The sequence below is a fragment of the Dactylosporangium sp. NPDC049140 genome, from assembly GCF_040648435.1.
In genome coordinates this window covers 144,748-158,535 of the sequence record NZ_JBEZDS010000026.1, presented here as the reverse complement: position 1 = coordinate 158,535, position 13,788 = coordinate 144,748, and the positions used below count along the sequence as shown (strand labels likewise).

Annotated in this window: 14 protein-coding genes and 1 pseudogene; 9 read left to right on the top strand and 6 right to left on the bottom strand. The window is 72.6% G+C overall.

Annotated features, from left to right (window positions below):
* Nucleotides 1-746, bottom strand: a pseudogene (locus AB0B76_RS34305) (hypothetical protein); the annotation flags it as partial.
* A gap of 77 nt (nt 747-823) precedes the next feature.
* On the bottom strand, nt 824-1,519 hold the full coding sequence (locus AB0B76_RS34300; protein WP_360383153.1) for a Clp protease N-terminal domain-containing protein: 696 nt from the start codon (nt 1,517-1,519) through the stop codon (nt 824-826).
* 161 nt (nt 1,520-1,680) lie between these two features.
* On the opposite strand from AB0B76_RS34300, the gene AB0B76_RS34295 reads away from it, so the two are divergent.
* The 7 genes from AB0B76_RS34295 (at nt 1,681) to AB0B76_RS34265 (ending at nt 10,090) form a co-directional block, all read left to right on the top strand.
* Complete coding sequence (locus tag AB0B76_RS34295) at nt 1,681-2,856, top strand: NAD(P)/FAD-dependent oxidoreductase (RefSeq protein WP_360383151.1); 1,176 nt, start codon at nt 1,681-1,683, stop codon at nt 2,854-2,856.
* Nucleotides 2,857-2,863: 7 nt separating this feature from the next.
* Nucleotides 2,864-5,941, top strand: a complete 3,078-nt coding sequence (locus AB0B76_RS34290) for a BTAD domain-containing putative transcriptional regulator (RefSeq protein WP_360383150.1) — start codon at nt 2,864-2,866, stop codon at nt 5,939-5,941.
* Between the two features lie 60 nt (nt 5,942-6,001).
* Nucleotides 6,002-6,391 carry a GntR family transcriptional regulator gene (locus tag AB0B76_RS34285; protein WP_360383148.1) on the top strand — a complete coding sequence of 130 codons (390 nt, stop codon included), beginning with the start codon at nt 6,002-6,004 and terminating at the stop codon, nt 6,389-6,391.
* On the top strand, nt 6,388-7,260 hold the full coding sequence (locus AB0B76_RS34280) for an ABC transporter ATP-binding protein (RefSeq protein ID WP_360383147.1): 873 nt from the start codon (nt 6,388-6,390) through the stop codon (nt 7,258-7,260). The genes AB0B76_RS34285 and AB0B76_RS34280 overlap by 4 nt, the downstream gene beginning before the upstream one ends.
* The gene (locus tag AB0B76_RS34275) at nt 7,257-8,312 is read left to right on the top strand and encodes an ABC transporter permease subunit (RefSeq protein ID WP_360383146.1); all 1,056 of its coding nucleotides are present in this window, start codon (nt 7,257-7,259) and stop codon (nt 8,310-8,312) included. Before AB0B76_RS34280 ends, AB0B76_RS34275 begins: the two co-directional genes overlap by 4 nt.
* Nucleotides 8,313-8,495: 183 nt before the next feature.
* The gene (locus tag AB0B76_RS34270) at nt 8,496-9,869 is read left to right on the top strand and encodes a hypothetical protein (RefSeq protein WP_360383144.1); all 1,374 of its coding nucleotides are present in this window, start codon (nt 8,496-8,498) and stop codon (nt 9,867-9,869) included.
* Nucleotides 9,870-9,946: 77 nt separating this feature from the next.
* On the top strand, nt 9,947-10,090 hold the full coding sequence (locus AB0B76_RS34265; protein WP_360383143.1) for a helix-turn-helix domain-containing protein: 144 nt from the start codon (nt 9,947-9,949) through the stop codon (nt 10,088-10,090).
* Between the two features lie 2 nt (nt 10,091-10,092).
* Here the strand turns inward: AB0B76_RS34265 and AB0B76_RS34260 are convergent, their stop codons facing one another.
* Both AB0B76_RS34260 and AB0B76_RS34255 read right to left on the bottom strand, forming a co-directional pair.
* Nucleotides 10,093-10,452: a hypothetical protein gene (locus AB0B76_RS34260; RefSeq protein ID WP_360383142.1), complete on the bottom strand. Its 360-nt coding sequence runs from the start codon at nt 10,450-10,452 to the stop codon at nt 10,093-10,095.
* Between the two features lie 171 nt (nt 10,453-10,623).
* Nucleotides 10,624-11,112, bottom strand: coding sequence for a nuclear transport factor 2 family protein (locus AB0B76_RS34255; protein ID WP_360383162.1), 489 nt, complete (start codon nt 11,110-11,112; stop codon nt 10,624-10,626).
* 138 nt (nt 11,113-11,250) lie between these two features.
* Here AB0B76_RS34255 and AB0B76_RS34250 point away from each other — a divergent pair, with 138 nt between their 5' ends.
* Together AB0B76_RS34250 and AB0B76_RS34245 are read left to right on the top strand one after the other, a co-directional pair.
* Entirely contained in the window at nt 11,251-11,772 is a 522-nt protein-coding gene (locus tag AB0B76_RS34250; protein WP_360383141.1) for a hypothetical protein, read from the top strand.
* Nucleotides 11,773-12,114: 342 nt separating this feature from the next.
* Nucleotides 12,115-12,921, top strand: coding sequence for a methyltransferase domain-containing protein (locus AB0B76_RS34245; RefSeq protein WP_360383139.1), 807 nt, complete (start codon nt 12,115-12,117; stop codon nt 12,919-12,921).
* On the opposite strand, the gene AB0B76_RS34240 is transcribed toward AB0B76_RS34245, so the two are convergent.
* Together AB0B76_RS34240 and AB0B76_RS34235 are read right to left on the bottom strand one after the other, a co-directional pair.
* Nucleotides 12,846-13,403 (bottom strand): SRPBCC family protein, encoded by a 558-nt coding sequence (locus AB0B76_RS34240; protein ID WP_360383138.1) that lies wholly within the window; start codon nt 13,401-13,403, stop codon nt 12,846-12,848. The two genes, AB0B76_RS34245 and AB0B76_RS34240, sit on opposite strands and share 76 nt — an antisense overlap.
* Nucleotides 13,400-13,732: a metalloregulator ArsR/SmtB family transcription factor gene (locus AB0B76_RS34235; RefSeq protein WP_360383136.1), complete on the bottom strand. Its 333-nt coding sequence runs from the start codon at nt 13,730-13,732 to the stop codon at nt 13,400-13,402. The genes AB0B76_RS34240 and AB0B76_RS34235 overlap by 4 nt, the downstream gene beginning before the upstream one ends.
* Between the last annotated feature and the right edge of the window lie 56 nt (nt 13,733-13,788).

The window sequence follows — 13,788 nt, the reverse complement described above, 5'->3', positions numbered from 1 at the left end:
TCCCACGCCGTCCCCACCACCGACGCCACACCCACCTTGTGCGGATACGCGTACAAACCCCCATCAGCCTTCCGACCGATCAGCTCCGGCAGACCATCACCGTTGAGATCCGCCAACTGCCGGCCCGGCTGCACCTGCACTTCCGGGGTGTCGTCGACGATCTTCTTGTACCGGCGCGCGACGTAGTCCGACATCGGGTGGCTGCCGATCGTGTCGTCGCTGAAGGACTTTCCGGTGTACTTCACGATCGGGGTGCCGCCGAAGCTGTAGATCCAGAAGTGCGTCTTCGCCGCGTCCTCCCAGCCGCCGAAGATGACGACGTGGTCCGAGGACTCGTCCGAGTGGCGCACGACGTCGTCGAGGATGTCGCCGGGCAGGAGCTGGCTCCGGCTGATGGCGACGGTGACGTCGGAGTCCATGAGGCCCGTCGTGTTCGGGTCCGAGCCCAGGTGCCAGGCCATGTCCACGTAGCCGGAGCAGTCCCGGCGGTACTCGCGCGAGTGCGTGCCGTCCCAGGTCTTGAGCCCCTGGTCGTAGGTCAGGTCCGAGTCGTTGCGGCGGTTGTACCAGTTGGTGGCCCGGCTGATCACCTCGGAGCGGGTGATCGTGCCGCCGATGCTGCTGGCCGCGGCGGCCGGCTGGGCATCGATCGTGAACTGCACCACGACGGCGGCGAGGCTCGCCACCACCAGGGCGGTCGTCGACGCGAGCACACGCCGTGCGCGCCGGGGACCGGGGTTGTTCATGTCGTCTCCCTTCGACAGAGAGACGATGTTCGATGCCACTGCAGTTCCGCTGTAACGGCGCTGCAGCGGCATCGCACCTATGCCAGGGCGGCACCGATCGACGCCTCGGCGGTGGCCTTGTCGAGGCCGAGGGCGGTGAGGATGCCGGTACCGTCCTCGAGCTCCAGCAGCCCGAGCAGGATGTGTTCGGTGCCCACGTGCTGGTGGCCCAGCCGCAGCACCTCCCGGAACGCCAGCTCCAGCGCCTTCTTCGCCTGGGCGTCGAACGGGATGAGCGCGGGCAGGGACTCGGCGGCCGGCGGCAGCGTCGCGGTCGCCGCCCGCCGGACGGCGTCGAGCGACACGCCCTGCGCGACGACGGCCCGGGCGCCGAGCGCGGCCGGGTCCGCCACCAGGCCGAGGATCAGGTGCGCGACGCCGATGTGGTCGCTGCCCCGGGTGCGGGCCTCCTCCTGGGACGCCACGACGACCTTGCGGGCCCGGTCGGTGTACCGGCTGAACTGCTGGGCGGCGTCCTCGCCCTTGGCCACGAACCGCTTCTGGGCCGCCTGCTTGGTGACGCCCATGCTGCGGCCGATCTCCGTCCACGAGGCGCCGGAGCGGCGGGCCTGGTCCACGAAGTGGCCGATGAGGTGGTCGGCCACGTCACCGAGGTGGTCGGCGGCGAGCACGGCGTCGGAGAGCTGGTCGAGCACGGCGGGGTGGGTCTTCTTGATGGCCTCGATCAGGTCGTCGAGCCGGATCGCGTTGGTGACGGGTTCGGTGGGCGTCATGCGTCAACCATAGGTTGACGCATCCGAGACGTCAACCCGAGGTTGACGCAGTGACTATGTACTTCTCGGGCCCGAACGTCACGGCCCGGGCGCGGCGTACAACCGACCACGTGTCGGTGCCGTGTCGCCGCCGTGTCGGCGGGACCGTGCACGGTTCCCGCATGAACACACCGGTCACGATCGTCGGCGCCGGGCTCGGCGGCCTCACCCTGGCCCGCGTCCTGCACCTGCACGGCATTCCCGCAACCGTGTACGAGGCCGAGGCCTCCCCCACGTCCCGCGCCCAGGGCGGCATGCTCGACATCCACGAGTACAACGGCCAGGTCGCGCTCGCCGCGGCCGGACTGACGGCACAGTTCCACCGCCTCGTGCTGCACGGCCGTGAGTCATACCGTGTCGTCGACCGGGACGGCACGGTGTTGTACGACAAGCCCGACGACGGCTGCGGTGACAGCCCCGAGGTCCAGCGGGCCGCGCTGCGCCGGCTGCTGCTCGACTCGCTTCCGGCCGGTACCGTCCGCTGGGGTCACAAGGTCGTCGCCGTGAACGCTCCCGGCCGCAGCGGCGCCGCCGTGAACGCTCCCGGTCACCCGGCCTTCGCCGTGAACGCTGCCAGCGAAGGCCGCCACGAGGTGCACTTCGCCGACGGCACGTCAGTCGTCACGGCCATGCTCGTCGGCGCCGACGGAACCTGGTCCCGGGTGCGGCCCCTGCTCAGCGACGCCGTGCCGCAGTACGGTGGCGGCTCGGCGGTTGAGACCTTCCTGTTCGACGGCGACAACCGCCATCCGGCCACGGCGAAGGCGGTCGGCGGCGGGTCGCTGTTCGGGTTCGACCAGGCCGCGAGCGGGAAGCTGTTCCTGGTGCACCGGGAGAGCGACGGGAACCTGCACGCGTACCTGTGGCTGGCCCGGCCGCTGGAATGGTTCGCCGCCATCGACTTCACCGATCCCGCCGCGGCGACCGCCCGGATCGCGCAGGAGGTGGAGGGCTGGGCCCCCGAGCTGACCGCGCTGATCACGGCGAGTGACACGGCCCCCGTCCACCGGCCCCACTTCGGGCTGCCGGTCGACCACCGGTGGGAGCGGAAGGCGGGGGTGACCCTGCTCGGCGACGCCGCCCACGTGCAGCCGCCGAACGGCGAGGGGGCCAACCTGGCCATGCTCGACGGGGCCGAGCTCGGCGCGGCCATCGCGGCGGGCTCCGAGGCGGCGCTCGGCGCGTACGAGGAGGCGATGTTCGCCCGCAGCGCCGCGGCCGCCGCCGAGGGCGTCGCCATGAACGCCGTGCTCCTGGGCGACAACGCCGCCCGGAACCTGATCAACCTGCTGCGATGATGGGAGCGTGCGGATCACGACGCTCGGCCCCCTCGCGGTGGACGGCCGCCCCGTGCGGGGCGACCGGCTCGCCGCCGTGATCCGTGAGCTCCTCGAGGCCCGGGGCCGCGCCGTCTCGACCGGTGCGCTGGTCGCCGCGGTCTGGCTCGGCGAACCGCCCGACGACGCCACCGGCGCGGTGCAGGCCCTGGTCGGCCGGGTACGGCGGCTCGGCGTGCCGGTGCTCACGGCGCCCGGCGGGTACCGCATCCCGGCCGACGAGGTGCAGATCGATGCCGTCACGGCCCGCGGGCTGGCCGACCGGGGACGGCGGGCGCTGGCGGAGGGCGACGCGGCCCGGGCGCGGGGTTGGGCCGACGAGGCGCGGGCGCTGTTCCCGGACGTACCGGAGCTGGACGACGGCGGCACCGCCCGGCTCTTCGGCGACGTTGTGACGCTGCGGGCCGAGGCCGCGCTGGCCGCCGGCGGCCCGTTCGAGGAGGCGGATCTGCGCCGGCTGGCCGCCCGGGTGCCGCCCGACGAGCCGGCCGCTGCGGCACTCGTGCGGGTGCTCGCGGCGCAGGGGCGCGACGCCGAGGCCCTCGACCTGGTCGAGCGGGTGCGGGCGGAGCTGGCCGAGCGGTACGGGGCCGACCCGTCGCCCGCGCTCGCCGAGGCGCACCTGGCGCTGCTGCGCGGCAAGCTGACGCCCGCGCGGCCGCACCTCCCGGCCGCCTGGCGCCGGGCCATGACGCCGCTGGTGGGCCGCGACACCGATCTCGCCGCCGTCGGCCGGGCGCTGCGCGCGGCGCCGCTGGTGACCGTCGTCGCGACCGGCGGGGCCGGCAAGACCCGGCTGGCCGCCGAGATCGCCCGCACCGTCGGCGGGTCCCGGCCCGTCCGCGTCGTCGAACTGGCCGGCCTGCGCTCCCCCGCCGAGGTACGGCCGGCCGTCCTCGCGGTCCTGCCCGACCCCCGCGGGCCCGGCGATCTCGACGGGCTCCTCGTGCTCGACAACTGCGAACACGTCCTCGACGCCGCCGCGGCCGTCGTGGCCGACCTGCTGGCCGCGGCGCCGCCCGAGTTCGGCGTGCTCGCCACGAGCCGGGCGCCGCTGGGCCTGGTCGGCGAGGTCGTCCACCGGCTGCCCGCGCTGCCCGACGACGAGGCGCTCGCCCTCCTCGACGCCCGCGTACGGGCCGGGGGCGCGACGCCGGCCTGGCGGCGCGACCGGGCGCTGGCCCTCTGCCACCGGCTCGACAACCTGCCGCTCGCCCTCGAACTCGCCGCGGCGCGGCTGCGGCACATGCCGATCGAGGACGTACTGGCGGGGCTCGGCGACCGGTTCGCGCTGCTCGACGACGCGCTGCGCGGACTGCCCGACCGGCACACCAGCCTGTGGGCGATGGTCGACTGGAGCCGCGAGCTGCTCGAGCCCGCCGAGCGGGACCTGCTGGAGCGGCTGGCCGTCATCCCGGCCCCGTTCACCACGGATCTCGCCCTCGCCGTTACGGGCGCTCCGGGTGTACCGCGGGGGCTGGCGATCCTGGCCGAGCAGTCCCTGCTGCGTCTCGAAGGGGACCGTTACCGGATGCTGGAGACGGTCCGCGAGTACGGCGAGGCCAGGCTCGACGCCGCCGGCGGGCGCGAGGACGCCTTGGCCGGTCTCGCCGGGTGGGGCGTGCGGCGGGCCGTGGCGCTGGCCGCCGACCTCATCGGCCCCGCCCAGATCGAGGCCCTGCAAGGCTGCGCGGCCGACCAGGACAACCTGGTGGCCGCCCTGCGGTGGGCGCTGGAGCACGACGACGAACCGGCCGCGGTCGACATCGCCAATGCCCTGTTCCACCTGTGGACGGTGCGCGGCCAGCACCTCGAGGCCAGCGCCTGGGCGCGCTCCCTGCTGCACCTCGACGACCCGGCCGCGCGGCGGCGCTCGGCGATCCGGCACGGTGCGGCCGCCGGGCGCCCGCTGCCGCACGCCGACCGGCTCGCGTGGCTGTGCGTGCTGATCGGCGTCAACGCCGGCAACACGGGCCCGCTGCGGCTCAGCGCGCTGACCCGCCGCGCCCTGCGCGTCGTGCTCGCCGAGCGCCCCGGCGACATCTCGCCCCGCACCGCCGCGCTGGCGTCGACGCTGCCGGGGCTGGAGCAGGCGGACCCCGACAAGAGCCTGGCCGACGCCGCGGCCCTCATCGCCCACCCCGACCCGTACGTGCAGGGCATGGGCCACTTCATCCGCGCTGTTCTCATCGAGAACACCGGCCCCCGCCCGGACGCGGCCGGCGACGCCGAGCAGGCCTACCGCCGCTTCGAGGCCGTCGGCGACCACTGGGCGATGGGGATGGCCGCCCAGGCCGCCGGGCACGCGACGAGCGCCGGCCCCGACCCGCGCACCGACGAGTGGCTGCGGCGCAGCCAGCGGCACCTGGAACTGGTCGGCGCGGCCGAGGACGCCCGCTGGGCCCGGGTGTTGCGCGACACCCAGCTGGCCCTCGCGGGCGACACCGAGGCCGAAGGCCGGCTGCTGTCGATCGCCGGTGCGGAACCGGTCGACGAGGTCGACGCCTGCCAGGCCGGGCTCGGCCTGGCCCACCTCGCCTGGCAACGCGGGCGGTACGACGAGGCGCTGGCCCGGGCCGACGCGCTGCTGCGAGCGACCGCGGGCGTGGGCGCGGCCGACCCGGCGCTGCCCCGAACCGTGTTCCGGGTCGCGGCCGCCGTCATCCACCTGTGGGTCGCCGACGCGCGCCCGACGCAGGGGCCGACCGCGGACGCCGACGCGCACGCCACCGACGCCCTGCGCCGCTGTCGCGCCGAAGTCCTCGCCGCCCACGACCGCCCGCTGCTCGGAGCGTGGGCGATGGGCGGCGCCGAGCTCGCCGCCTTCCGCGGCGACGACACCGCCGCTCGCGAGCTGTGGGCGATGGCGACCCGCGTGGGCGCGAACGTCAGCCTGTTCTTCCCGCTGGGCCGCGGCGCACGGCTCGCGGCCGCCCTGGGCGACGAGACGAGCCGCGAGCCCCTGCTGGCCGCGGCGAATGGCGTGACCGGCGCAGTCGCCTACGGCCGCATCGGCGCGCTCACCTGCTCGCGTAAGCCGGCTTGACACACCCCCCGCCCCCGTCCATCCTCATTTCACTAGTAACCTAGTGGAACAGGATTATGGGTGATCGACTTCCACCTCGACGCGCGCTCGGGGATCGCCCCCTACCTGCAGCTCGTCCGGCAGGTGCGGCAGGCGCTGCTCCTGGGGCTGCTCACCGAGGGCGACAAGCTGCCCACGGTCAAGGAAGTGGTCGCGAAGGTGGCGATCAACCCGAACACCGTGAGCAAGGCGTACCGCGAGCTCGAGCACCAGGGCCTGGCCGCGGCCAAGCCCGGCGTCGGCACGTTCATCACCCGATCGCTCGGCCACGCATCGCTCACCGAGCACGGTCCGCTGCAGCAGGAGCTGCGCGCCTGGATGGGCAAGGCCCGCGCGGCCGGGCTGACCGAGCCGGGCATCGAGGCGATGTTCCAGAACACCCTGCGCGAGAGCGCCGAAGAGGAGACATGAACGCGATCCTGCAAGCCCATGCGCTGGGCAAGCGCTACCGTCAGCGCCAGGCGCTGGCCGACTGTACCCTCGAGCTCCCGCCGGGGCACGTGGTCGGTCTCGTCGGGCCCAACGGCGCGGGCAAGACCACGCTGCTGAAGATCGCCTGCGGCATGCTCGCGCCGACCGCGGGGCGGATCGAGGTGCTGGGCGAACAGCCCACCGGCGGCACGGCGCAGCTGGCCCGCGTCGGGTACGTCGCCCAGGACACCCCCACCTACCCGGGCCTGTCCGTCGCCGACCACCTGAAGTTCGGCGCCAAGATGAACCCGGGCTGGGACGCGAAGCTCGCCCAGGACCGCGTCGAGCAGCTCGGCCTCAACCCGAAGCAGAAGGCGGGCAGGCTCTCCGGCGGCCAGCGCGCCCAGCTGGCCCTGACCGTCGCGGTGGCCAAGCGGCCCGAGCTGCTCATCCTCGACGAACCGGTCGCGAGCCTGGACCCGTTGGCCCGCCGCGGTTTCCTGCGCCACCTGATGGAGTCGGTCGCCGAGCACGGCACCAGCGTCATCCTCTCCTCGCACCTGGTCTCCGACCTCGAGCGCGTCTGCGACTACCTGGTCGTGCTGGTCTCCTCCCGCGTCCAGCTCGCCGGCGAGACCGACGACCTGCTCGCGCAGCACCACCGGATCGTGTGCTCGCGGCGCGAGGCGTCCGAGCTGCCGGCCGGGGTCGAGGTCATCTCGGCGGAGCACACGGACCGGCAGTCGCGGTTCGTCGTACACAGCGAGCGCGAGCTGCCCGCCGGGGACTGGTCCGCCGAACACCTCGAGCCGGAGGACCTCGTGCTGACGTACATGGAACGGTCGCAACCGACGGGAGCAGCACGATGATCTGGGTGACCTGGCGGCAGTTCCGGGCCCCGGCCCTCACCGGCGCGGCCCTGGTCGCCGCGGCCGCGATCGGCTTCCTGATCACCGGGCTGCGGATGCACCACAGCTACGCCGCGGACCTGGCCGCGTGTGCCCCGCTGCACGCCTGCGACGGCACCACCCCGGCCGCGCGGGCGCTGGGGGCCCGGTTCTCCCAGCTGCAGCGCGGCTACGAGCCCATGTTCGAGCTCCTGCAGCTCCTCGTGGTCGCGGTACCGGCCCTGCTCGGCCTGTTCTGGGGCGCGCCCCTGGTCGGCCGGGAGCTGGAGACCGGTACCCACCAGCTCGCCTGGGGCCAGACCGTCACCCGCACCCGCTGGCTCGCGGTCAAGGTCGCCGTCGTCGGCGCCGCCGCGGTCGCGACCGCGGGGGTCTTCAGCTGGCTGCTGACGTGGTGGGCCGGCCCGCTGGACGAGCTCAACGGGGGCCGGTGGGCGGCGATGACCTTCGCGTCGCGTGGCATCGTCCCGCTCGGCTACGCCGCGTTCGCCTTTGCCCTCGGTACCACCGCGGGCCTATTGCTGCGCCGGACCATCCCGGCCATGGCCGTCACCCTCGCGGCGTTCGTCGTCATCCAGATCTTCTTCCCGGCCGTCGTCCGGCCGCACCTGCTGCCGCCGACCACCGTCAGCTACCCGATCAACCAGGACGTCGTGAGCCGGGCCCAGGGCATCGACTTCCGCAACGACACGGCGGACATCGCCCTCCTCAACCTGCCGGTCCCACCGGGCACGTGGGTGACCGACGCCCCGCCGATCGAGGACTCCTCCGGTCACGCGGTCGCCGCGGCCGCGCACCCCGAGTGCTTCCCGGGCCTGGGCTCCGACGAGGTGACGACCGACTTCGCCGACAGCGGCACCTGCCTCGCCCAGTACGACCTGCACCAGACCGTCTCGTACCAGCCGGCGAGCCACTACTGGCCCATGCAGTGGGCGGAGACGGGGATCTTCCTCGTGCTCGGCGCGGCACTGGCCGGCTTCTCCTTCTGGTGGATTCGCCGCCGGCAGAACTGAGGTAGCCGGCCCGGCCGGCTGGGCAGTGTTGAAGCAGCGGACGCATCGGCTGGAGCCGTTACGTCCGTGGAACGTCATGTATCTTGTGGCGTGCCCAAACGCCTGACCCCTGCGGCCATGTCCCTTGCGGTGGCGGCACCATTCGTGTATCTGGTCCAAGCCGTGGTCCGGCGGTGGGTCAATGTGCCGTTCAATGACGACTGGGACTTCTACTGGATCGTGAAGGCCCAGCACGACGGCCGGCTCGACTTCGGGGTCTTCTACGCCCAGCACAACGAGCATCGAATCCTGTGGCCCAACCTGGTCATGTTCGGGCTGGCGTCGATCAGCAACTGGGACATCCGGGTCCAGCTGGCGTTCAGCCTGTTCGTCGCCGCGCTGACCTTCGTCCTGCTCGCCCTGATGATCCGGCACACGATGACCGGCCCGGACGGCACCGGGCGGGAGCGGGGACTGCGCTGGTGGCAGTTCACCGCCATGTTCCTGACCAGCGTCATCGTCTTCGCCCCGACCGCGGTGCAGAACTGGCTGTGGGGCTGGCAGATCGAGTGGTTCATGAGCGTCGCCGGGATCGTCCTGGCCGTCTGGGCGCTGGGCTCCTGGCGGACCGCACAGCCGTGGAAGCAGGTCCTGGTCGCGGTGCTCGGCGCCACCCTGGCCACGTTCTCCCTCGGCGGCGGCCTGCTGGTCTGGGTCGTCGGCCTGCCGCTCTTCGCGTTCGCCCGCCGGCTGTGGCGCTGGTCCCTGGTGTGGGTCGCCGCCGCCGCGATCGAGATCAAGCTCTACTACACCGACTACTTTGACATGGGCGGCGAGTCGCCCCTCCACGTGATCCTGACGCAGCCGGTGGGACTGGCCCGGTACGGCGCGGTGTACCTGACCCGCGTGCTGATGGGCCCGTTCGACCAGCACCGCTCGAACGTGCTGGCCCTCGGGCTGGTGCTGCTGCTGATGGTCAGCGTCGGGTACGTGCTGCTGCGACACCGTTCGCAGTTCGTCACCCTGGTCCCGTGGCTGTGCATCGGCCTGGTCGCGACCGGCTCGGCCGTCGTCACCGGAGCCGCCCGGCTGGTCTACGGGTACCACCAGGCGTTCTCCAGCCGCTACACCACGATCTCGCTGCTGTTCGTCGTGGCCATCCTGGTGATCTCGACCAAGGCGGCCCAGCTCGCCTGGACACCGGCCCCATCCGACCAGGCCGATGCGCCGGAGCCGGACGCCGACGCCGAGCCGGCCCCCGCAGGTGCGGGGGTGGCGGTGGCCGTGGCCACCGCCGTGCCGGTCAAGGCCCGCCCGAGCGTCGTCACCCGGACCGCGCAGGTGGTGCCGGCCCTCGGCATCCTGACGATGATGCTGGCGTACGCGCAGTGCCACGGCGCGGTGATGCAGGATATGGACGGGTTCTCCTCCTACCAGCATCGCGCCCAGGACTGCGCGAGGACCGCCTCCAGCCCCGCCGACGGATGCCTCCTGCTCCTCTATCCGGTCCAGGACATGGCCTGGGAACGGCTGGAGTTCATGCGTTCGATCGGCTGGGTGGTACCGAGGAGCCGGTAAAAGTAGCGGGCGGCACGCCCGACGGCATCGCCGCCCGCAGCGGCGTACCCCGCGCCACCGAGCTGCTCGACCGGCGGGTGCTGGCCCTGCTGCTGGCCGGCCTGAGCGACCAGGCCATCGCCGGGCAGCTCGACACCAGCCTGCGCACGGTACAGCGGCGCATCCACGCCCTGACCCGCATCCAGCTGGGCTGGCACGCGGCGCGCAAGGGCTTTCCCTGAAACTACGAGTGCCAGCCGCCCGGCCCCCCGGACCCGGGCCAGCCGGTCGGTGCGGGCGAGATGGGCGGGAAGCTCGGCGCGGGAGAGCCCGGCGGGAAGCTCGGCATCGCGGACCCGGGCGGGAAGCTCGGCATCCCGGACCCGGACGGGAAGCTGGGCATGGTGGACCCGGACGGGAAGCTGGGCACGGTGGACCCGGACGGGAAGCTGGGCAGGCTCGAACCCGGCGGGAAGCTCGGCGGCACGGACGGCGAGGTGACCGGCGGCGCCGACGAAGGACCGCCGGCCCCGTCGATAGGGTCACAGGCCGCAGCCAGCAACAGCAGCGGCGCGAGCACCAGAACAACGGCACGGTTGGGCATCGGAGTTTCTCCCTGCGTCGATGTACTTCGGACGCCTCTTACGACGCGGAGGGACGGGCCCGCGGTTGACGGCTGTCGAGTTACCGACCGATCACCCGACGTCGACCATTACAAGAAGAGGTCTTCGAGGGAGCGCGGCGCACCGGTCAGCGCTCCAGCGCATGCCACGGCTCAGCCGGATGTTCTCCCGGCACCACCACTTGAATCCCTGACCACCGGCCCTCCTCCGCGGGCCAGCGCCGACAGCTGCGCATGGTCGATGGTGTGCACCAGGGCGTCAGCGTGCCGGTGCACCAGCCGCCACTCGCCGTCGTCGCGGCGGAAGACCAGCGTGACCCGCAGCGACCAGTCCTGCGCCGGGAGCCCGCCGACCACGCCGTGCTGCCGTTCGATCGCCACGATCACCGCCATTTCCCCCGCACGGTACGTCTGCACGACCTCGAGCTCCGCCTCGCCGCCCTGGAACCAGGCCGCGGTCGCGTCGAGGGACGCGTCGGAGTGGTCGAAGCCGTGCGCGACGCCGCCGTACGGTGACATGAGCGTGTAGTCATCCGCGTGCGGCAGCAGGGCCACATAGGTACGCATGTCGCCGCGGATAAAAGCAGAGGAAGCGTCTGCGGTACGTCGAACCAGCGCCGCGAGTTCCCCGTCGCCTTCCATCGTCATGCCCAGACGAACGCGCCCGACTCCTCAAGCGTTCAACGACGGCAGGGGCGCGTGACTGCCGGGCGGCGCGATGAGGGATCATAGTTGCATGGAATTCGTCCAGATCGTCCGTTCGTACGCCGGGCAACAACGATGAACGCCCGTGGACGGAGCGTCGACGAACCGGTCAACTGGGTGCCGATCGCCGGGCTCACCGAGCTCGGCCGCGCGCTGCTGGGCGACCGGCGTGGTGATCGAGACGTGATTCCGGAGCATGTCCGCGACCGGGTCACGGCCCTGGCCGAGCAGTGGGCCGCGCACGGGTTCACCGCCGAAACGGTGCACGCCTGGAAGGACCTGAACCCGGCGACCGCCGGGCAGCTCAAGGCCCACGGCGTCAGCCCGGCCGCACTGCAGCGGCACACGGTCGTCACCGCGACGGGCCGCATCAGCCTGTGGCAGGCCGTCAACTCCGGCACGCTGTCGGCCGCCGAAGCCGTCAACGAGATCCAGCCCGCAGGGCCTCCCGAGCCGGCCGCTCGGCCGTCAACGCCCGCACCGTCCGCGCCGCGACCGGCGCCGGCGTTGTTCTCCCACCCGGAGACCGCACTCGACCCCGACACCGGCGACCGTCGCGAAAGGTCGACGCCGCTACATACGCCTTTTCAGACCTGACGCCGGGCGGCACTGCGGGCGCGAGCCACGCCATCCGGCGAAGCTGCGGGTGGATACGCGCCCACGTCCACGTCGCCGCCTGCTCGGACAGTGCGGATCGACCGACATCGGCGATGCCGCGCCACGGCCGGGTCGAATGCGCGAGCAGGTCGGTGATCTCGACGCCGTAGCGGTCGCGGACCGGCGCCGGGCAGATCGCCATCGCGAGGCGGATCAACGTCGCGCGCATCAGGCGGTCGCCAATCGACGCGAGCCCAATCCAAAAACCGCCACTGAACGCGCCGAGTCGGACTGTTCGCGGCCTTCGGCGGTACCTGCCGGCTCGTGGGGTTGAATTGCGCTATGACGGCACCTGAGCGCTACGGTGAATCGGTTCTCAGCCCCGAGTGGGACGGCGAGCGGGAACGACTCGTCGCCATGGCCGAGGTGGCCGACGCCACGACCCTGCGGATTCTGCGGGACATCGGGCTCGGCCCGGACTGGGACTGTCTCGAAGTCGGCGCCGGTGCCGGCACGGTCGCGGCCTGGCTTGCCGGCCAGGTGCCCGACGGCAGCGTCCTGGCGACCGACATCGACACCCGATGGCTGCCGGCGATCGGCGCGCCCACCCTGCGCGTCGCTGAGCACGACATCGTCTCGGACCCGTTGCCGGAGTCGGCGTTCCACCTCGTCCACGCCCGGTTCGTGCTGGAACACCTGCCCGAACGCGATGCGGTCCTGGCCAGGTTGTGCCGGTCCCTGCGCCCCGGGGGCGTGCTGATGATCGAGTCGATCGCGAGCTTCCCGATCGCCTCCGGCGGCACGCCGGCGTTTCGCGACGCCATGCACGCGGTCGAGTCGACGCTGGCCGCGACCATCGGCACGGACGCGCGATGGCCGCGGACCTTTCCCTCGCCCCTGCTGGCGCACGGCCTGACCGGGGTGTCGGCCTCGGTGCATGTCCCGGCGACCGGGGGCCGGAACGCATCGGCGCGATGCTGGGCGTACACCCTCACGCAATTGCGCCCCCGCATCCTCGACCACATGCCCGAGGCCCGGCCGGCGGTCGACGAGGCCCTGCGTCTCCTGGACCGTCAGGAGTTCTTCGAGTTGTCCTTCGCCACCGCGGTCTGCTGGGGCCGCAAGCCGGCAACGGCCGGGGCGGCCTGATAGGACGGCATGAGCTCCTCCCAGCGTGTCTTCGCGTCGCAGCGTTGACGACCGGCGAGGTGGGCGGCGAGATCTTCGACGTGGACCTGGACTCCGGCGCCGTACGCGGCGAGCTGGTCCACGGGCATGCCCCGCTCCTCCCAGACCAGGATGGTCTGGTCGCCGTCGGCGGTCAGTCTGACCTCGATGAAATGCTCGTCGGACTGGCCGGGGTGCATGGTCTGCAGCAGCAGCCGGTGCGGGGGCTCGCACGCCTGCACCCGCCCGGTACCTTTCCAGCCGCTGGCGAAGAAGTGGGCGCGGAACTCACCGCCGAGGCGGAGGTCGCCGTCTATCTCGCCCATCCAGCGGGCGAGGCGGCCCGGATCGGTGAGGGCTGACCACAGGTCGTCGACGTCGGTGTCGAAGCGGTCTTCGACACGCACGACGCCCTTGTCCAGACTGCCCAGGATACGGACGTCCTGGCGTGAGTTGCCGGTCATCTGCTGCTCCTTCGTTCGCGTTTGCCCCGGGCGACTTCAGTGCGCAGGGCGTCGAGCCGCTGCGTCCACAGGGCCCGGTACTGCGCCAGCCAGTCGTCGATCTCGGCCAGCGGTTCCGGGCGGAGGCTGTAGATGCGTCGTTGCGCCTCCTGGCGGACGTCGACCAGCCCCGCCTCCCGCAGGACCCGCAGGTGGCGCGAGACGCCGGGACGGGCGATCGGCAGCAGTGCCGCCAGCTCGCCCACGGTTGCCGGACCGCGAGCCAAGGTGTCGAGCATTTTCCGCCGGCTCTCATCGGCCAGCGCCTGCAGCACCGCTTCCACGAGCATGAATGTAACAGGTCGGGTACGTAACCGACAAGGTACATACCCACGGGCCGGAAGTG